Origin of the sequence: Acidovorax sp. 59, from assembly GCF_002754175.1 — a bacterium.
Taxonomy (GTDB): Bacteria; Pseudomonadota; Gammaproteobacteria; order Burkholderiales; family Burkholderiaceae_C; genus Acidovorax; species Acidovorax delafieldii.
Genome location: NZ_PEET01000001.1, coordinates 3,208,665 through 3,225,475, shown reverse-complemented (window position 1 = coordinate 3,225,475; position 16,811 = coordinate 3,208,665). Strand labels below are relative to the sequence as shown.

16 protein-coding genes are annotated in these 16,811 nt (G+C 65.4%); 8 read left to right on the top strand and 8 right to left on the bottom strand.

Annotated elements, in window-relative coordinates; all coding sequences use genetic code 11:
• Positions 1 to 65: 65 nt before the first annotated feature.
• On the bottom strand, positions 66 to 1,220 hold the full coding sequence (locus CLU87_RS14630; RefSeq protein ID WP_099730919.1) for an aromatic ring-hydroxylating dioxygenase subunit alpha: 1,155 nt from the start codon (positions 1,218 to 1,220) through the stop codon (positions 66 to 68).
• 275 nt (positions 1,221 to 1,495) lie between these two features.
• On the opposite strand from CLU87_RS14630, the gene xseB reads away from it, so the two are divergent.
• The 4 genes from xseB to CLU87_RS14610 all read left to right on the top strand — a co-directional run bounded on the left by xseB (position 1,496) and on the right by CLU87_RS14610 (position 6,025).
• Complete coding sequence (gene xseB, locus CLU87_RS14625; protein ID WP_099730918.1) at positions 1,496 to 1,738, top strand: exodeoxyribonuclease VII small subunit; 243 nt, start codon at positions 1,496 to 1,498, stop codon at positions 1,736 to 1,738.
• On the top strand, positions 1,735 to 2,709 hold the full coding sequence (locus tag CLU87_RS14620; RefSeq protein WP_099730917.1) for a polyprenyl synthetase family protein: 975 nt from the start codon (positions 1,735 to 1,737) through the stop codon (positions 2,707 to 2,709). The genes xseB and CLU87_RS14620 overlap by 4 nt, the downstream gene beginning before the upstream one ends.
• Positions 2,710 to 2,800: 91 nt before the next feature.
• On the top strand, positions 2,801 to 4,696 hold the full coding sequence (gene dxs, locus CLU87_RS14615; protein ID WP_099730916.1) for a 1-deoxy-D-xylulose-5-phosphate synthase: 1,896 nt from the start codon (positions 2,801 to 2,803) through the stop codon (positions 4,694 to 4,696).
• 246 nt (positions 4,697 to 4,942) lie between these two features.
• On the top strand, positions 4,943 to 6,025 hold the full coding sequence (locus CLU87_RS14610) for a TRAP transporter substrate-binding protein (RefSeq protein ID WP_015015263.1): 1,083 nt from the start codon (positions 4,943 to 4,945) through the stop codon (positions 6,023 to 6,025).
• Between the two features lie 536 nt (positions 6,026 to 6,561).
• Here CLU87_RS14610 and CLU87_RS14605 read toward each other — a convergent pair.
• The 3 genes from CLU87_RS14605 to CLU87_RS14595 form a co-directional block, all read right to left on the bottom strand.
• Positions 6,562 to 8,349, bottom strand: a complete 1,788-nt coding sequence (locus CLU87_RS14605; protein ID WP_099730915.1) for a TRAP transporter large permease subunit — start codon at positions 8,347 to 8,349, stop codon at positions 6,562 to 6,564.
• Positions 8,350 to 8,376: 27 nt separating this feature from the next.
• Positions 8,377 to 8,997, bottom strand: a complete 621-nt coding sequence (locus CLU87_RS14600; RefSeq protein ID WP_056748212.1) for a TRAP transporter small permease subunit — start codon at positions 8,995 to 8,997, stop codon at positions 8,377 to 8,379.
• A 182-nt stretch (positions 8,998 to 9,179) separates the two neighbouring features.
• The gene (locus tag CLU87_RS14595) at positions 9,180 to 10,307 is read right to left on the bottom strand and encodes a substrate-binding domain-containing protein (protein ID WP_099730914.1); all 1,128 of its coding nucleotides are present in this window, start codon (positions 10,305 to 10,307) and stop codon (positions 9,180 to 9,182) included.
• Between the two features lie 63 nt (positions 10,308 to 10,370).
• Here CLU87_RS14595 and CLU87_RS14590 point away from each other — a divergent pair, with 63 nt between their 5' ends.
• The 4 genes from CLU87_RS14590 (at position 10,371) to CLU87_RS14575 (ending at position 13,584) form a co-directional block, all read left to right on the top strand.
• Entirely contained in the window at positions 10,371 to 11,108 is a 738-nt protein-coding gene (locus CLU87_RS14590; protein ID WP_099730913.1) for an ABC transporter permease, read from the top strand.
• Entirely contained in the window at positions 11,105 to 11,833 is a 729-nt protein-coding gene (locus CLU87_RS14585; RefSeq protein WP_056066886.1) for a phosphate ABC transporter ATP-binding protein, read from the top strand. Before CLU87_RS14590 ends, CLU87_RS14585 begins: the two co-directional genes overlap by 4 nt.
• An 80-nt stretch (positions 11,834 to 11,913) precedes the next feature.
• Positions 11,914 to 12,741, top strand: a complete 828-nt coding sequence (locus CLU87_RS14580) for a substrate-binding domain-containing protein (RefSeq protein ID WP_099730912.1) — start codon at positions 11,914 to 11,916, stop codon at positions 12,739 to 12,741.
• A 9-nt stretch (positions 12,742 to 12,750) separates the two neighbouring features.
• Complete coding sequence (locus CLU87_RS14575) at positions 12,751 to 13,584, top strand: molybdate ABC transporter substrate-binding protein (protein ID WP_099730911.1); 834 nt, start codon at positions 12,751 to 12,753, stop codon at positions 13,582 to 13,584.
• A gap of 100 nt (positions 13,585 to 13,684) precedes the next feature.
• Here CLU87_RS14575 and CLU87_RS14570 read toward each other — a convergent pair whose 3' ends face one another.
• Genes CLU87_RS14570 through CLU87_RS14555 form a run of 4 tightly spaced genes read right to left on the bottom strand, consistent with a single transcriptional unit; the run spans position 13,685 to position 16,808 of the window.
• Positions 13,685 to 15,382 (bottom strand): AarF/ABC1/UbiB kinase family protein, encoded by a 1,698-nt coding sequence (locus CLU87_RS14570; protein ID WP_099730910.1) that lies wholly within the window; start codon positions 15,380 to 15,382, stop codon positions 13,685 to 13,687.
• A 15-nt stretch (positions 15,383 to 15,397) separates the two neighbouring features.
• Positions 15,398 to 15,892 (bottom strand): DUF2269 domain-containing protein, encoded by a 495-nt coding sequence (locus CLU87_RS14565; RefSeq protein ID WP_099730909.1) that lies wholly within the window; start codon positions 15,890 to 15,892, stop codon positions 15,398 to 15,400.
• Positions 15,889 to 16,287, bottom strand: coding sequence for a DoxX-like family protein (locus CLU87_RS14560; protein ID WP_056066902.1), 399 nt, complete (start codon positions 16,285 to 16,287; stop codon positions 15,889 to 15,891). The genes CLU87_RS14565 and CLU87_RS14560 overlap by 4 nt, the downstream gene beginning before the upstream one ends.
• On the bottom strand, positions 16,284 to 16,808 hold the full coding sequence (locus tag CLU87_RS14555) for an SRPBCC family protein (RefSeq protein WP_056066905.1): 525 nt from the start codon (positions 16,806 to 16,808) through the stop codon (positions 16,284 to 16,286). Before CLU87_RS14555 ends, CLU87_RS14560 begins: the two co-directional genes overlap by 4 nt.
• Positions 16,809 to 16,811: the final 3 nt, after the last annotated feature.

The window sequence follows — 16,811 nt, the reverse complement described above, 5'->3', positions numbered from 1 at the left end:
GGCAGCTATTGTAATGAGAGCAGACCACGGCGGGCCTGCAGATTGGCAGGGTTTTGCCGCCGTATTCAGCGTTTTGGCGTGGCCGGGTCGATGGTGTCCGAGCCCATCGCCTCTCGGTACCACTCGTGGAAGTGCTGCATGCCATCTTCCATGGGGCTTTGGTAGGGGCCCACCTCGTTGTCGCCGCGTGCCATCAGGGCCTTGCGGCCCGCGTCCATGCGCTCGCCGATTTCGTCGTCCTCGATGCAGGTCTCCATGTAGGCGGCCTTCTGCGCCTCGACAAACTCGCGCTCGAACGCAGCGATTTCTTCGGGGTAGTAGAACTCCACCATGTTCAGCGTCTTGGTCGGGCTGATGGGGTGCAGCGTGGACACGGTGAGCACATGCGGATACCACTCCACCATGATGTGCGGGTACAGCGTGAGCCAGATGGCACCATGCTTGGGCGGCTTGCCCTCGCGGTAGGCGAGCAAGGCTTCGTGCCAGCGTTCGTACACGGGGCTGCCGGCCTTGCCAAGGCGGTTGGCTACACCCACGGTCTGCACCGAGTAGTTCTTGCCGAACTCCCAGCGCAGGTCGTCGCAGGTGACAAAACTGCCCAGGCCCGGGTGGAATGGGCCCACGTGGTAGTCCTCCAGATAGACCTCGATGAAGGTCTTCCAGTTGTAGTTGCACTCGTGCAGCTCCACATGGTCGAGCACGTAGCCGTCAAAGTCCAGGTCGGCACGCGGGCCCATCTGGGCCAGGTCGGCGGCCACGTCGTAGCCGTTGTCTTCAAACAGCAGGCCGTTCCACTCGCGCAGCTTGTAGTTGTTGAGGTTCAGGCACGGGTCATGCGCAAAGTGAGGTGCGCCCAGCAGTTCGCCCTGGGGGTTGTACGTCCAGCGGTGCAATGGGCACACGATGTTGCCGCCCGCGCTGCCCTTTTGCTGGGTGTTCAGCGAGCCTTTGCCCTTGAGCATGACCGCCTGCCGGTGGCGGCAGACGTTGGAGACCAGCTCGATACCGCCCTGGGCGTTACGCACCAGCGCGCGGCCCTCGCCCTCCTGGGGCAGTGCGTAGTAGTCGCCCGCGTTGGGCACAGCCAATTGATGCCCCACATAGCGGGGCCCGCGCTGGAAGATGGTCTCCAGCTCGCGCTGGAACAGCGCATCATCAAAGTAGCTCGAAACTGGTAGTTGGCTTGCGGCCTGCTGCAGTTGAAGACTTAAATCAGACATGGGTGACCTGACCTAAAGACTCCCCACAGAGAGAGTGCGGGAGGTGCGCCCGTGAAGGCGCATCTGGAAAAAGAAAACCGGCTAGGGTGGGTAGCCGGCTCGACGGGAATGGGATTATAGGCGGTGGGGTTATTCCCGCACCCCCGCTACGTGAATAGAAAACACCGTTTCCGGAAAAATAGAGACCTCCCACGGATCGGCCACTGTCTGACACGGGCGCCACAGCGCTGCGCCTAAAATCACTGGTTTTTCACCCGCGCACTGCCGCCCCCTCCATGCCCAAGGCCCCCGTAACCCCTGCTCCTCCCGCCGAACCTGCCAGCTACGAGGCGGCCCTGGAGGAGCTGGAGCAACTCGTGGCCCGCATTGAATCGGGCCAGTTGCCGCTGGACCAGATGCTGGCTGGCTACCAGCGCGGCGCCGCCTTGCTGGCTTTTTGCCGCCACCGGCTCGATGCCGTGCAGGACCAGATCAAGGTGCTGGACGACGGCCAACTGCAACCATGGAACCAGGAATGAGCGCATTGCCGATGACTTCCTCGACGGCGTTGACCCCGCCCCTGGATACGAATCTCTGGAGCCAGAATCACCTCGCTCGTGTGGAGCAGGCGCTGTCCTTGTGGGTGGGCGACGGCGCTCCGGCAGGGCTGGGCGACGCCATGCGTTACGCCGTCCTGGACGGCGGAAAGCGCCTGCGACCCTTGCTGGTGTTGGCTGCCTACGAGGCGGCGCGCAGCGGCACTTCGGACTCCGTGGCACCCGAGGGCGCGGCGGTTCAGGCAGCTCTGAACGAAGCTGCCCTGCGGGCCGCGTGCGCGGTGGAGCTGATCCACGCGTATTCACTGGTCCACGACGACATGCCCTGCATGGACAACGACGTGCTGCGCCGTGGCAAACCCACGGTGCATGTGCAGTTTGGCGAAGCCCAGGCCCTGCTGGCGGGAGACGCGCTGCAGGCCTTTGCGTTTGAACTGCTGACCCCCGACAACACCCTGATCCCCGCTGCCACGCAGGCGGCTTTGTGCCGGCTGCTGGCGCGGGCTGCGGGCTCGGCCGGCATGGCGGGCGGTCAGGCGATTGACCTGGCCAGCGTCGGCGTGGCGCTGACCGAAGCGCAACTGCGCCAGATGCACCGCCTCAAGACGGGCGCCTTGCTCCAGGGCAGCGTGCTCATGGGGGCCCTGTGTGGCCACGCGGCGCCCACCGCCTACCAGGCCCTGTCAGACTATGGCGCTGCCATGGGGCTGGCGTTCCAGGTGGTGGACGACATCCTGGATGTGGTGGCGGACTCGGCCACCCTGGGGAAAACGGCGGGCAAGGACGCGGCCGCAGACAAACCCACCTACGTATCGTTGCTCGGTCTGGAGCGTGCGCAGGCCTACGCGCAGGAGCTGCTGGCCGAGGCCCATGCGGCCCTGGGTCGCAGTGGCTTGCCCGACACCCGTGCCCTGGCAGCCCTGGCGGACATGGTCGTGCGCCGCTCCCACTGAGCCCGGCCCTGGTCCCTGGCGACTCTCTCAATGTCCAAATGCCTTCTGGTGCTTGAATCTCTTGCGCTCGTAGCTATCAAAAGAATAGTCAATGTCCACGACACCCTTCCCCTTGCTGCAGACCATCAATGACCCGGCAGACCTGCGCCGGCTCTCGCGCGCGGACCTCAAGGTGCTGGCGACCGAGTTGCGCGAGTTCGTGCTGCAGAGCGTGTCGCAGACCGGTGGCCACCTCAGCTCCAACCTGGGCACGGTGGAGCTGACCGTGGCTTTGCACCATGTCTTCAACACCCCGGAAGACCGCCTGGTGTGGGATGTGGGCCACCAGACCTACCCGCACAAGATCCTGACCGGCCGCCGCGACCGCATGCACACGCTGCGCCAGATGGGCGGTATCTCGGGCTTTCCGCAACGGGCGGAGAGCATTTACGACACGTTTGGCACAGCGCATTCCAGCACCAGCATCTCGGCAGCCTTGGGCATGGCACTGGCTGCCAAGCGCAAGGGCGACAACCGCCATGCCGTGGCCATCATTGGAGATGGCGCGATGAGTGCCGGCATGGCGTTCGAGGCGCTCAACAACGCGGGTGTGGCCGACTGCAACCTGCTGGTGGTGCTGAACGACAACGACATGAGCATCAGCCCGCCGGTGGGCGCGCTCAACCGCTATCTCGCTCAGCTGATGAGCGGGCAGTTCTACGCCGCCGCCAAGAACGTGGGCAAGACCGTTTTGCGCCCCGTGCCGCCCCTGCTCGAATTTGCCAAGCGCTTTGAGCAACAGGCCAAGGGCATGGTGGTGCCCGCCACGCTGTTCGAGAAATTCGGCTTCAACTACATCGGCCCCATCGACGGGCACGACCTCGATTCGCTGATCCCCACCCTGGAGAACATCAAGAGCCTCAAGGGCCCGCAGTTCCTGCACGTGGTCACCAAAAAGGGCCAGGGCTACAAGCTGGCCGAGGCCGACCCCGTGGCCTACCACGGCCCCGGAAAGTTCGATCCCTCCGTGGGCCTGACCAAGCCTGCCACGCCACCCAAGCAGACCTTCACCCAGGTGTTCGGCCAGTGGCTGTGTGACATGGCGGCGCAGGACCCCCGCCTGGTGGGCATCACGCCCGCCATGCGCGAGGGCTCGGGCATGGTCGAGTTCGAAAAGCGCTTTCCGGACCGCTACTACGACGTGGGCATTGCTGAACAGCACGCTGTCACGTTCGCTGCGGGCATGGCCTGCGAGGGTGTGAAGCCCGTGGTGGCCATCTACTCCACGTTTTTGCAGCGTGGCTACGACCAGTTGATCCACGACGTGGCCTTGCAGAACCTGCCCGTGGTGTTTGCCCTGGACCGTGCGGGCCTGGTGGGCGCCGACGGTGCCACGCATGCAGGCGCCTATGACATCCCGTTCGTGCGCTGCATTCCGAACATGAGCATGGCCTGCCCCGCCGACGAGCGCGAATGCCGCCAGTTGCTCAGCAGTGCGTTTGAACAGGACCACCCCGTGGCCGTGCGTTACCCGCGTGGTAGCGGCGCGGGTGTGGCGCCGCTGGCTGCGCTCGATGGCCTGCCGTTCGGCAAAGGCGAGATCCGCCGCGAGCGCAAGGGTGATGCGGACGGCAAGGCACCCCGCATTGCCATCCTGGCGTTTGGCAACTTGCTGTATCCCGCGCTCGAAGTGGGCGAGGCGATCGATGCCACCGTGGTCAACATGCGCTGGGCCAAGCCCATCGATGAGGCCTTGCTGCGCGAGGTGGCCGAGCGGCACGACGCCCTCGTGACGGTCGAAGAGGGCGCCATCATGGGTGGGGCGGGCAGCGCAGTGACCGAGGCACTCAACGCCATGGGCATCGTGCGCCCCGTGTTGCAGCTCGGGCTGGCCGATGTCTTCATTGAGCATGGTGACCCGGCCAAGTTGCTGGCGTTGCAGGGACTGGATGCAGCCGGCATTCGCGCATCGATTGCAGCGCGGTTTTTGCCAGGCAGCGCGGGCTAAAAAGGCGGAGGGCTGCGGTCAGCGCAGCGCGTTGGCTCTTGGTTGCTGGGAGGGGCTTTGCACCGCTGTCGCGCAGATGCTTGCAGAACCCTGAAGGTGTGTGTTGGCGCCGGAATTTCGCGGGAAAACCCGCAAAAGTCCTGGGGGGCATGTTCCTACAATGGTCCCGGCTGAAACATGTCCTTGGTCGGCCGTGCACAACGCGTGCGCACCAAGTTTTGCAATCAATATATCGGAGAGAACCTCATGGATCGTCGTTCAATCATCAAGCATGCTGGCATTGCCGGTGTGCTGGCTGCAGGCGCTGCGCCCGCCGTCCACGCCCAGGCTGCCATTCGCTGGCGTCTGGCCTCCAGCTTCCCCAAGTCGCTGGACACCATCTATGGCGGCGCTGATGTGTTCTCCAAGGCCGTCAAGGCCATGTCGGGCGGCAAGTTTGAAATCTCCGTGCACGCTGGTGGCGAGCTGATGCCTCCCTTTGGCGTGGTGGATGGCGTGCAACAAGGCACCGTGGAAATGGCACACACCGTGCCTTACTACTTCTATGGCAAGAACCCCGCCTTCGCGCTGGGCTCGGCAGTGCCTTTCGGCTTCAATGCCCGCCAGATGAACGCCTGGATGTTGCATGGCAATGGCCGCAAGCTCATGAACGAGTTCTACGGCGGCTTCAACATGATCAGCTTTGCAGGCGGCAACACTGGCACGCAGATGGGTGGCTGGTTCCGCAAGGAAATCAAGTCGCCTGCCGACTTCAAGGGCATGAAGATGCGCCTGGGTGGCGGCCTGATCGGTGAAGTGATGCAGAAGCTGGGTGCTGTGCCTCAGAGCATCCCTGGCGGCGAAATTTACCAAGCCCTCGAAAAGGGCACGCTGGATGCCGCCGAGTGGGTGGGTCCGTACGACGACCAGAAGCTGGGCTTCAACAAGGTCGCTCCGTTCTACTACTACCCCGGCTGGTGGGAAGGCGGTCCTGAAGTGGACTTCTTCGTCAACCAGAAGGCGTTCGACGGCCTGTCGGCTGAGAACAAGGCCATCATCGAAGCCGCAACCAACGTGGCCCACGTGGACATGCTGGCCAAGTACGACGCGCTGAACCCCACGGCCCTGAAGCAACTCGTGGCTGCCAAGACCAAGGTGCTGCCTTTCTCGCAAGCTGTGATGGACGCTTCGTTCAAGGCTTCGATGGAAGTGTTCGCCGAGAACGACGCCAAGAGCCCCGAGTGGAAGAAGATTTACGCCGACATGCGTGCCTTCCAGCGCGACCAGATCCTCTGGTTCCGCTTTGCCGAAGCTCGCTACGACACCTTCATGTCCGCACAGAAGATCTGATAGCCCGGCTGCGGTGCAAGCCGCAGGGCATGTCGATCAGAAAACCCGCCTGGTTCGCCTGGCGGGTTTTTTTGCGTCTGGTGGGGGGTATGGGGTGGGGTGCTCGGTCCCGCCGTACTGCGGGGTAGATGATGCCGCCGGGATGCCCGGCGATGTTCGGTCGGCTGGCGCGCAAGGTGTCGCCCTTGTTGCTGTGATCGGCAGGTCTACGTGATCCCTCGGCGCAAACGTTTCTGATGGGATACCAGGGGTGGTTGAGGCCATCGCTTCCCGTGGTGTGCAAAGTCCGTTTAGCGCCACAGGCAGACGCTTGCCAGCGGGTTAAGTGGCGCGAAGAAGCCAACGTCTCAACGCGTGGCGGTCGTTTTGCTGTAGGTCCTTAGGTTTTGGGGATGGCGACATCGAGCCGTTCGTTGACGGTCCTGTCTTTGAGCACGCTCTGCACGCCATAGGCCCATGAAAAAAGCCCCGGCAGATGACATCTGCCGGGGCTCTGGTTGCTTCAGGGGCTGGTCAACAGCCCTGTGCGGTTCGGATCACTTCTTCTCGTTGGCCAGCGAATCCTGCAGGGCCTTGAGTGGGTCGTCTGCAGCGGGGGCCGCAGTATCGCCAGGGGCAGCTCCAGCGCCTTCCATGCCAGCCGTGGGGTCGGTTGCCTCGGGGGCTCCGGCAGCGTCGGGCATGGTGGCTTCCATTTCCATACGGACCTTGTCCAGGTCATACACCTCGGCCTTGTCCAGGCCGCTGGAGACGATGCCTGGGAAGGCGATGATCAGGCCCACCATCATCAACTGGATGATCAGGAATGGGATGGCACCCCAGTAGATCTGCGGCGTGGTCACCGGCGCAATCATCTTCTTGGTGACCTTGTCAAGGTACTCCTTCGCCGGGGCCACGCTGCGCAGGTAGAACAGCGCGAAGCCGAACGGTGGGTGCATGAACGAGGTCTGCATGTTCACGGCCAGCAGCACCCCGAACCAGATCAGGTCAATGCCCAGCTTGTTGGCCACCGGGGCCAGCAGGGGCACCACGATGAAGGACAGCTCGAAGAAGTCCAGGAAGAACGCCAGGAAGAACACCATGATGTTCACGACGATCAGGAAGCCCAGCTGGCCACCGGGCAGGCCGGTCAGCAGGTGTTCCACCCACAGCGGGCCGTCCACGCCCTGGAAGGTCAGGCCGAACATGGTCGCGCCCACCAGGATGAACACCACAAAACACGACAGCTTGGTGGTGGTGGTCACGGCCTGCTTGAGCAGCGAAAGGCTCAGGCGACCACGGATGATGGCCATGATGCCTGCGCCCAGCGCGCCCATGGCGCCGCCTTCGGTGGGGGTTGCAACACCCAGGAAGATGGTGCCCAGCACCAGGAAGATCAGCAACAGCGGGGGAATCAGCACGAACGTCACGCGTTCCGCAGCCTTGGACAGCAGGCCCAGGCGGGTGATCTTGTTGACGCTGGCAACCACGAAGGCCAGGGCCACGCCAAAGCACATGGCCACCACGATGGTTTCGTCCAGCGCCACGCGTTCCACAGCCTCGCCTGACCACCAGGTGTGCAGGGCGGCCATGTTCTTGGCCACATACATCGAGGCTGCCACGCAGATGCCGGTCAGCACCAGCAGGGAGGTCACACCGCTCTTGCCGTTGTCGTCGCGCAGCGTACGGGCTTCGGGCGGGATCGCAGGCACCCATTGGGGCTTGAAGATTGCCAGCAGGATGACGTACAGCGCATAGAAGCCGGTGAGCATCAGGCCGGGCAGGAAGGCGCCCTTGTACATGTCGCCCACGCTGCGGCCCATCTGGTCGGCAATGATGATCAGCACCAGCGACGGCGGAATGATCTGTGCCAGGGTTCCGGACGCGGCAATCACGCCCGCAGCCAGTCGGCGGTCATAGCCATAGCGCAGCATGATGGGCAGCGAGATCAGGCCCATCGAGATCACCGACGCGGCCACCACGCCCGTGGTGGCTGCCAGCAGCGCTCCAACAAAGATCACGGCCAGCGCCAAGCCACCCCGGATGGGGCCAAACAGCTGGCCAATGGTGTCCAGCAGGTCTTCCGCCATCCCGCTTCGCTCCAATATGAGCCCCATGAGCGTGAAGAACGGAATGGCCAGCAGGGTGTCGTTCTGCATGATGCCGAAGATGCGCAGCGGCACGGCTTGCAGCAGCGCTTCGGGAAGTACGTTCAATTCAATGCCGATGAAGGCGAAGAAAAGTCCACAGGCGCCCAGACTGAATGCGACCGGGAAGCCCACCAGCAAGAAGCAGATGAGCCCCGCGAACATGATGGGGGCGAGGTTATGGGTCAAAAATTCCATGGTGTGTGCTCCGCTTGGTAGGGCCGCTCAGTGAGCCTCGGCCTTGTTCTTGCCGTTGCCCTTGGCGGCTTCGGCCAGGTTGCGGATGGATTCAGCCAGTTCTTCCTCGGCCGTCTTTTCGACCTTCTTGACCGTCGGATCTTCGATCAGGCCTTGCAGGAAGCCCAGGCGCTTGATGAGTTCAGAAATGCCTTGCAGCCACAGCAGCGTGAAGCCCAGGGGCATCATCAGGTACACGGGCCAGCGGATCAGGCCACCTGCGTTGTTGGACATTTCGCCCGATGCCAGTGCGCGCGTGAAGAACGGAACCCCATACCAGAGCACGGCCAGGCACATGGGGGTGAGAAAGACGATGTAGCCGAACACGTCGATCCAGATCTGCGTGCGCTTGGAAAAGCGGCTCGAGATCACATCGACCTTCACGTGCTCGCCCTGCAGCAGCGTGTAGCCAGCTGCCAGCAGGAACGATGCAGCAAACAGGTACCACTGCACTTCCAGGAATGCGTTGGAGCTGATGTTGAACGCCTTGCGCACCACGGCGTTCACGCCGCTGATGACCGTGGAGGCCAGGATCAGCCAGACCACGTACTTGCCGACCTGGGTGTTAATCCAGTCGATCCCTCTTGATAACTTCAATAGAGCCTGCATGGTGTCTCCAATAAAAAGGCTGTGTGTGCGAGATGCCCGGGCCCCGCGCGGGTAGGCGCTGAGGCAGGGCACACTTTGACGACGGCGCGATTCTACGGAGCACTGTAGGCGGAGTCTGACAGCAGCGTGACGGTGTTATCCCGCAGCAGCTGCTCATTCTTCAGCTATCAAAACTGCAGCAATTAGGGTTTCTTCCTAGGCGTGGAAGCACGCTTTTTCCGCGCAAATTGCCACCACGGCAACACCGTGCTCATGGCCTGCACCTCGCCGCAGTGCCAGGCGGTGTAACCCGGCAGCGTGGTCATGTGTGCCAGCCATTCAGGTGTTTGCAAGAGGGTGCGCAGTGCCAGCGTGGCGGGCTGATCCAGGCTGGCTTTCAGGCATGCCAGGTGGTAGCGCTCGTGCACCAGGGGGACAAACTCCAGCCCGCGCGCGCGGGCCGCCAGCTCGATGCCCATGCCCACATCGGCAGCCCCTGCAGCCACGGCCTGGGCGATGGCGGTGTGGGAGGGTTCGTTGAGCGCGTAGCCCACGATGCTCTCTGGGTCCATGCTGGCCTGGGCCAGCAGGTCGTCCAGCAGCACCCGCGTGCCCGAGCCCAGCGGCCGGTTGACGAAGCGGGCGCCGGTGCGGGCCACATCGGCCAGGCTGTGCAGACCCAGCGGATTGCCGGGGGCCACGATGAGCCCTTGGGTGCGCTGTGCGAATCCAATGATCTTGTGCAGCCCGGGCTGTAGCAGTGGCTGGTAGGTGCGCGCGGTGAGCGACTGTGCGGCTGCGTCAGCCACGGTGTGAAAGCCCGCCAGGGTGCAACGCCCCTCGTTCAGCGCACGGATGGCGTCCACGCTGCCGGTGAACCGGATGTCGAGGTGCAGCGCGCCTGCATCGGTTTGCGTTGCGGCATGGGCACGCAGCGCCGCCAATGCATCGTCATGGCTGGCGTAGAGGGTGAGCACATGGGCGTTGGGGTCGAAGGCCACGGCAAACGCGCGCTCCAGGTCGGCGTGCAGCGCGGCAATCTGGGGCGCCAGGCGGGCCTGGGCTTGGCGTTCGGCCCATAGCAGCTTGCTGCCAAACTCGCTGAGTTGCGCTGACTGGCCCTTGCCCCAGATGATCAATTCGCCGCCCAGCTGGTCTTCCCAGCGTTTGAGGGCGCCCCAGACATGGCGGTAGGACAGGTCCAGCGCGCGCGCAGCGCCCGAGATGGAGCCACGCTCGGCCACGGCCTGCAACAGCTCGGGCAACGGATTGCGGATGAGCGCAGTGCCCGCGTCGCGGCTGAGTGTGTAGTGAAGTTGGACCCTATGCACGGGAGTTCATATCGCTGGATATTGGATGGGTGCCTACGATAGCCCAAACCGATCCCCTGGCCCATGTCCACCCTCACCGAAAGCGCGAGCACAGCGCTTGAACTCACCCTCTCGTCCGACCCTGTCCTCTGGACCATCGTGGGCCGCTCCTTGTCTGTCAGCGCCACCGCCTGTCTGATGGCCTGCGGGGTGGGCCTGGTGCTGGGCGCCTGGCTAGGCGTGGCCCGCTTCACTGGCCGTGGCGCCGTACTGGCGGTGCTCAACACCTTGCTGGCCGTGCCTTCGGTGGTGGTGGGGCTGGTGGTGTACCTGGTGCTCTCGCGCAGCGGGCCGCTGGGGTCGCTGGGCTGGCTGTTCAGCTTCAAGGCCATGGTGCTGGCGCAGGCTATCTTGGTGCTGCCGGTGGTCACCGCGCTCACGCGCCAGACGGTGGAAGACGCCGAGCGCGCGCATGGCGAGCAGCTGCGCTCCATGGGCGCCGGCCCGCTGCTGCGCAGCCTGCTGCTGGCGTGGGACGAGCGGTATGCGCTGCTCACCGTGCTGCTGGCATCGTTTGGCCGCGCGATCTCCGAGGTCGGCGCCGTGATGATCGTGGGTGGCAACATCGACGGCTTCACGCGCGTGATGACCACCGCCATCGCGCTGGAGACCAGCAAGGGCGACCTGCCGCTGGCACTGGCGCTGGGCATGATCCTGCTGGCCGTGGTGCTGGCGCTCAATGTGCTGATTGCGTTGCTGAGGCGCTGGCGCGAGCGGGTGGATGGCTCGGCCTCCAGCACGCCGGTGGGAGTGGCTGCATGAGCGGGCCTTTGCCAACCCCCTGGGTGGACCTGCGGCAGGTGACTGTGCGCTACGGCCGCGTGCAGGCGCTGGACCAGGTCACGCTGCGCATCGCACCCGGCGAGCGCGTGGCGCTGGTGGGCGCCAACGGCAGTGGCAAGAGCACCTTGCTGCGCGTGCTGCATGGCCTGGCCGACACGCATGGGGGCGGCCTGCAATGCGATGCGTCGCTGCGCCAGGCCATGCTGTTCCAGCGCCCGCACATGCTGCGCACCAGTGCCCAGAACAACGTGGCCCTGGCCCTTTGGCTGCGCGGCACCCGCTGGCGCGATGCGCGCCCGCTGGCCCTGACGGCCTTGCAGCGGGTGGGCCTGCAGGGCATTGCAGCGCAGAACGCGCGCACCCTGTCGGGCGGCCAGCAGCAGCGGGTGGCGCTGGCCCGCGCGTGGGCTCTGCGGCCCGACGTGCTGCTGCTCGATGAGCCCACCGCCAGCCTCGACCCCCATGCCAAGCGCGAGGTCGAGGCCCTGATGGCCGACTTTGCGGCCAGCCATGGCGCTGCCGGTCCGGCGCACCCCGTGACCATGGTGTTCAGCAGCCACAACCTGGGCCAGGTCAAGCGCCTGGCCAGCCGCGTGATCTACATGGAGCACGGCCGTCTGGTGGCGGACTTGCCGGTGCATGACTTTTTCAATGGCCCCTTGCCGGAGGCCGCCCGATTGTTTGTCAAAGGAGAGCTGGTATGACGCGAATTGACCCCCACGCTTCCCACTTCGTGTGGTCGCTGCCCCCTAAGGGGGGCTTTTCATCTTGGGGCGGCCCGGCGATGAAAAATTTCAAGCCTTTTCGCGCGGGGGCGCTAGTGTCCAAAGCGCTGGCAGCTATTGTTTTAGTAGCGTCGGGTTCTGCGTTTGCGCAGAGCATCACCATGGCCTCTACTACCTCCACTGAGCAGTCGGGCCTGTTTGGCTACCTGCTGCCCGAGTTCAAGAAGGCCAGCAGCCTGGACATCAAGGTGGTGGCGCTGGGCACGGGGCAGGCGCTCGATATGGCACGCCGGGGCGACGCGGACGTGCTGTTCGTGCACGACCAGGTGGCCGAAGAAAAGTTTGTGGCCGATGGCTGGGGCGTGAAGCGCTACCCCGTGATGTACAACGACTTCATCCTCATCGGCCCCAAGAACGACCCGGCCGGCACCAAAGGCAAGGACATCGTGCAGGCGCTGCAGAAGTTGGCGGCCACCCACGGCAACTTCATCTCGCGCGGCGACAAGAGCGGCACCCACGCGGCCGAGCTGCGCTACTGGAAGCTGGCCGGTGCCGAGGCCGCCAAGGGCAGCGGCTACAAGGAATGCGGCTGCGGCATGGGGCCCGCGCTGAACATCGCAGCATCGAGCGGCGCCTATGTGCTGGCCGACCGTGGCACCTGGCTCAACTTCAAGAACCGCGCGGACCTGGCCGTTCTGGTCGAGGGCGACACCAAGCTCTTCAACCAGTACGGCGTGATGGTCGTGAACCCCGCCAAGCACCCGCATGTGAAGTCGCAGGACGCGCAGAAGTTTGTGGACTGGGTGGTGTCTCCCGCCGGCCAGCAGGCGATTGCGGGCTACAAGATTGGTGGCGAGCAGCTGTTCTTCCCGAACGCGGCGCAGTGAGCACTCCCCATGGCAAACCGTTCACCCGCAGCGGTGGCCGCTGCAGCCACCGGGCTGGCCTGGGCCCTGGCCGGTTGTGCGACCGCGCCCGCCCAGGCGCCCATGGCTGACGTTGCCTCCGTGCAGGTGTATGCCGCTGGCAGCCTGCGCGAAGCGTTCACCGAGATCGCGCGCGACCACGAGGCCAGCACCGGCCAGAAGGTGGCGCTGACCTTTGGCGCCTCGGGCCTGCTGCGCGAGCGTATCGAAAAGGGCGAGCCCGCACAGGTCTTTGCCTCGGCCGACACCGACCACCCGCAGCACCTGGCGGCCCGGGGCGGCTGGCAGGCGCCCGTGGTGTTCACGCGCAACGCGCTGTGTGCGCTGACCAGCGAACAGATCAGCGCCACCCCCGACACCTTGCTGGCCACCTTGCTGCGCAGTGACGTGCGTATGGGCACCTCCACACCCAAGGCCGACCCGTCGGGCGACTACGCGTGGGCTCTGTTCCGCCAGGCCGACAAGGTTCAGCCGGGTGCGTATGCCCAGCTGGACGCCAAGGCCCTGAAGCTCACCGGCGGTGCGGATTCGCCCAAGCCGCCTGCGGGCCGGGGCACCTATGCCTGGGTGATGGACCAGCGCCAGGCCGACGTGTTTCTGACCTACTGCACCAACGCAGTGGCCGCCCAGGCCGAGGTGCCGCGCCTGCATGTGGTGCAGCTGCCGGCCGCGCTGCAGGTGGGCGCTGGGTATGGCGTGACCGTGCGGGCCGATGTGCCCGCTGCGGCGCAGGCGTTTGCCAGTGCGCTGCGCCAACCGCCTGCCCAGGCGGTGTTGCAACGCTTGGGGTTTGGGCTGCCCTGAACGCGGGCGGCCGTCTGGCTGCGAGTGTGTGCACACGCCGCGTCTGTCTGCCTGGTGGGGTAGCGCGGCGTGTGCTTTTTAAACCAGTTGTATGCAGCGCTCAGTCATCATCGCGGTGGTGGCTGCTGCGCCAGATGGCGCGCACCAGCCACAGGCCACACACCACGGCGCCAAAGAACCCCAGGAAGCCAAACGCAGGCAACCCGAACAGCGTGGGGCCACCCTTCACGGTCATCACGATGGACGAGCCAATGATCAGCGCGGCAATCACCAGCGCCATCGCCAGCCGGTTGGCCGACCGGTCGATCTGGTCGCCCACACGCTTGAGGTGGGCCAGCTCGATGCCCACCTGCAGGTGCCCACGCCGCGCGTTGCGCAGCAGTCGCCCGATGTCGTCCGGTAGCTGCTCCACCGTGGCCAGCGCGCGCCGCAGGGTGCTCCAGGCCCGCCCGGCCAGCACCTTGGGCTCGTAGCGTGCTCGCACCACCTGCTTGAGCAGCGGCAAGGCTTCGGTCGCCATGTGGAAGTCCGGGTCGAGGTTGCGGCCCATGCCTTCGAGCGAGATGAAGGCCTTGATCAGCAGCGCCAGATCGGACGGCAGGCCCAGGTGGTGTTCACGCAGGATGGCCGTCACGTCGGCCAGCATCTGTCCCAGGCTCAGCTGCGCCAGGGGCACGCCGTGGTACTGGTCCACAAAGGCCTCGATCTCGGTTTCGAGCTGGCCCAGGTTCAGGCCCTGCGCGTCGCCCGTCCAGTCCAGCAGCACATCGGCCACGGCCTGGGGCTGGTGCTCCACCAGGCCCAGCAGCAGCTGCAGCAGCTCGTCGCGCCGGCGCTGCGACAGGCGGCCCACCATGCCAAAGTCGATGAAGGCAATGCGGTTGCCCGGCAGGTAGAACACGTTGCCCGGGTGCGGGTCGGCGTGGAAAACGCCGTCCTTGACGATCATCTGCAGCACCGCCTGCGCGCCGCGCTGCGCCAGCACCGTGCGGTCAAAGCCTGCCTCGGGCGTCAGCGCGGCCAGCGCGCCGCCGGGTGTGCCGTCGATGAAGTCCTGCACGTTGATGCGCTCGCGGGTGTAGGCCCAGTGCACGCGCGGGATCACGATGTGGGGTAGTGCGGCCATGTTGGTGGCAATGCGTTCGGCCTGGCGGCATTCGCCGGCCAGGTCCAGCTCGCGGCGCAATGAGCGCGCGAACTCGCGCACCAGTTGCTGGGGCCGGTAGGGCTTGAGCGCGGGCAGCTCTGCCTCGGCCAGCGCGGCCAGGCGCTGCAGCAGGCGCAGGTCGGCCTGGATGGTGTCCGCAATGCCGGGGCGGCGGATCTTGACGATGACTTCGCTGCCGTCCTGCAGACGCGCGCGGTGCACTTGCGCAATCGATGCGGCTGCCAGCGGTGTCGTGTCAAACCAGGCAAAGACGGCTTCGGGATCGGCGCCCAGGTCTTCGCGCAGTTGCGGGCGCAAGGCATCGATGGGCACGGCGGGCACCTGGCTGTGCAGCTTCTCGAATTCTGCAATCCACTCCGGGCCAAACAGGTCAGCCCGGCCCGCAAGGATCTGACCAAACTTGACGAACGCGGGGCCCAGCTCTTCGAGTGCCAGCCGCACCTGCACGGGGGGCTCCACGCGGGCCAGGTCGGCGGCGTGGGTCCAGTTCAGCGCCTGGCCCGCGCGCTCCAGCCGGTCGGCCAGGCCCAGGCGGCGCACGGTGTCGCCAAACCCGTGGCGCACCATCACGCCCAGAATTTCCTTCAGGCGCCCCAGGTCGCGGGCGGTGTCCAGCGTCTCGATCAGCATGGGGCGATGATAGGTTCAGAAGTTCAGGGCGGGTTTGTTCACCATCAGGTAGAACACCACGGCCATGGCCACAAAGGCCGGGTAGCCCAGCGCCTCCCACCACCGGGCGTAGCGCCAGTACAAGGGCGGCAGCACGCCATCGCCTTGTGCGGACTGCGCCGCATCTGCCGCCTTTATCGCCATGTCGCGCATGCGCAACTGCAGCCACACCACGGGCAGCCAGCAGGCACCGGCCACCAGGTACAGCGCCATAGACACCGCGAGCCACGGTGTGCTCCAGGGCAGGCCTGCCATCGCAGCCATGGCGAGCCCCGTGGCGGGCTGGAGGAACACCGTGGGCGTGGTGAACCACCAGTCCGCCCGCACCACCAGGCGGGTGACCACCGCCTGCGCCTGCACATTGCCGCTGCGGTTGGTAAAGAACATGTAGAACGCCGAGCCCAGCCCGGTGCCCACCAGCAGCACGCTGGAGATGATGTGCAGCCATTTGAGGGTGAGGTACAGGCTCATGGCTTTTGCAATGAAGTGGCCTCGTCTTGCAGCAGCACCCACAGGATGGCGGCAATCGGCAGGTTTTTGGTCAGAGGTCCGAAGGGGTGCAGCCACCATGCAGGGTGTATGGCTGTGGCCAGCAGTGTCATGGCCAGCATCACCATCAGGGCCGCTCCATACGCCTTGCGGCCGGGGCGGAGCGCCAGCCACAGCCCCAGCACCGCATCGGCAGCCGCCCCGGCCAGGATGATGGCGGTGGGCAGCCAGGGGGCGTGGCCCCCGGCCCAGGCTGTGGGCAGCCCTGCCAGCAACTCGCGGCTTTGGCCGTGCAGCTCCCACACGCTGACCACGGCGGTGGCCAACCAGACGACCACGAGGCTGGCGCGCAGCAGCTGAACCGACGCGCGGTTCATGGGGTGACCTTCTGCGCTGCGGATTTCGCGACGCTCTGCGTCTGTTGCCAGTCTGCAATGTCCGCAGCACGGATCGCCAGGAACTGCGCCAGGCGCTGGAACCGCTGGCGCGTCTTGCGGACAAAGACCCAGTCCACCACAGGCTCCATCACCGTCCGCAAGGCTGCAGGGCCGACTTGAAAGGTGTAGGTGTAGATCAGCAGGGACTGGTGGGGGCCTTGCTCCTGGTGGCGCATGGAGGCGGCCCACTGGGTGAAGGGAAACGACCGGCCCACCATGGCCGCAGCCGCGACCACAGGGCGGTCATAGCTGACGAACTGCGTGCGCATGGACAGCGCCCGCAATGCACCGGCGCCCAGGTTCTCGGTGGTGGCGCCCACACTGGGGCAGGGCGCACCGCTTTCCACGCTGGTGCGGCGCACCAGCGAGTCCCACTGACACCGCCACTCGTGATAGTGGAAGGCATCGAACACAACATCGGCCCGCGCTGGCATGGGGAAGGTCAATTTCCGGTGGGCCATGGG

What these genes read in the sequence shown, in the direction of transcription:
- CLU87_RS14630 (WP_099730919.1), bottom strand. Translation starts at nt 1,220, where the DNA reads ATGTCTGATTTAAGTCTTCAACTGCAGCAGGCCGCAAGCCAACTACCA.
- xseB (WP_099730918.1), top strand. Translation starts at nt 1,496, where the DNA reads ATGCCCAAGGCCCCCGTAACCCCTGCTCCTCCCGCCGAACCTGCCAGC.
- CLU87_RS14620 (WP_099730917.1), top strand. Translation starts at nt 1,735, where the DNA reads ATGAGCGCATTGCCGATGACTTCCTCGACGGCGTTGACCCCGCCCCTG.
- dxs (WP_099730916.1), top strand. Translation starts at nt 2,801, where the DNA reads ATGTCCACGACACCCTTCCCCTTGCTGCAGACCATCAATGACCCGGCA.
- CLU87_RS14610 (WP_015015263.1), top strand. Translation starts at nt 4,943, where the DNA reads ATGGATCGTCGTTCAATCATCAAGCATGCTGGCATTGCCGGTGTGCTG.
- CLU87_RS14605 (WP_099730915.1), bottom strand. Translation starts at nt 8,349, where the DNA reads ATGGAATTTTTGACCCATAACCTCGCCCCCATCATGTTCGCGGGGCTC.
- CLU87_RS14600 (WP_056748212.1), bottom strand. Translation starts at nt 8,997, where the DNA reads ATGCAGGCTCTATTGAAGTTATCAAGAGGGATCGACTGGATTAACACC.
- CLU87_RS14590 (WP_099730913.1), top strand. Translation starts at nt 10,371, where the DNA reads ATGTCCACCCTCACCGAAAGCGCGAGCACAGCGCTTGAACTCACCCTC.
- CLU87_RS14585 (WP_056066886.1), top strand. Translation starts at nt 11,105, where the DNA reads ATGAGCGGGCCTTTGCCAACCCCCTGGGTGGACCTGCGGCAGGTGACT.
- CLU87_RS14580 (WP_099730912.1), top strand. Translation starts at nt 11,914, where the DNA reads ATGAAAAATTTCAAGCCTTTTCGCGCGGGGGCGCTAGTGTCCAAAGCG.
- CLU87_RS14575 (WP_099730911.1), top strand. Translation starts at nt 12,751, where the DNA reads ATGGCAAACCGTTCACCCGCAGCGGTGGCCGCTGCAGCCACCGGGCTG.
- CLU87_RS14570 (WP_099730910.1), bottom strand. Translation starts at nt 15,382, where the DNA reads ATGCTGATCGAGACGCTGGACACCGCCCGCGACCTGGGGCGCCTGAAG.
- CLU87_RS14565 (WP_099730909.1), bottom strand. Translation starts at nt 15,892, where the DNA reads ATGAGCCTGTACCTCACCCTCAAATGGCTGCACATCATCTCCAGCGTG.
- CLU87_RS14560 (WP_056066902.1), bottom strand. Translation starts at nt 16,287, where the DNA reads ATGAACCGCGCGTCGGTTCAGCTGCTGCGCGCCAGCCTCGTGGTCGTC.
- CLU87_RS14555 (WP_056066905.1), bottom strand. Translation starts at nt 16,808, where the DNA reads ATGGCCCACCGGAAATTGACCTTCCCCATGCCAGCGCGGGCCGATGTT.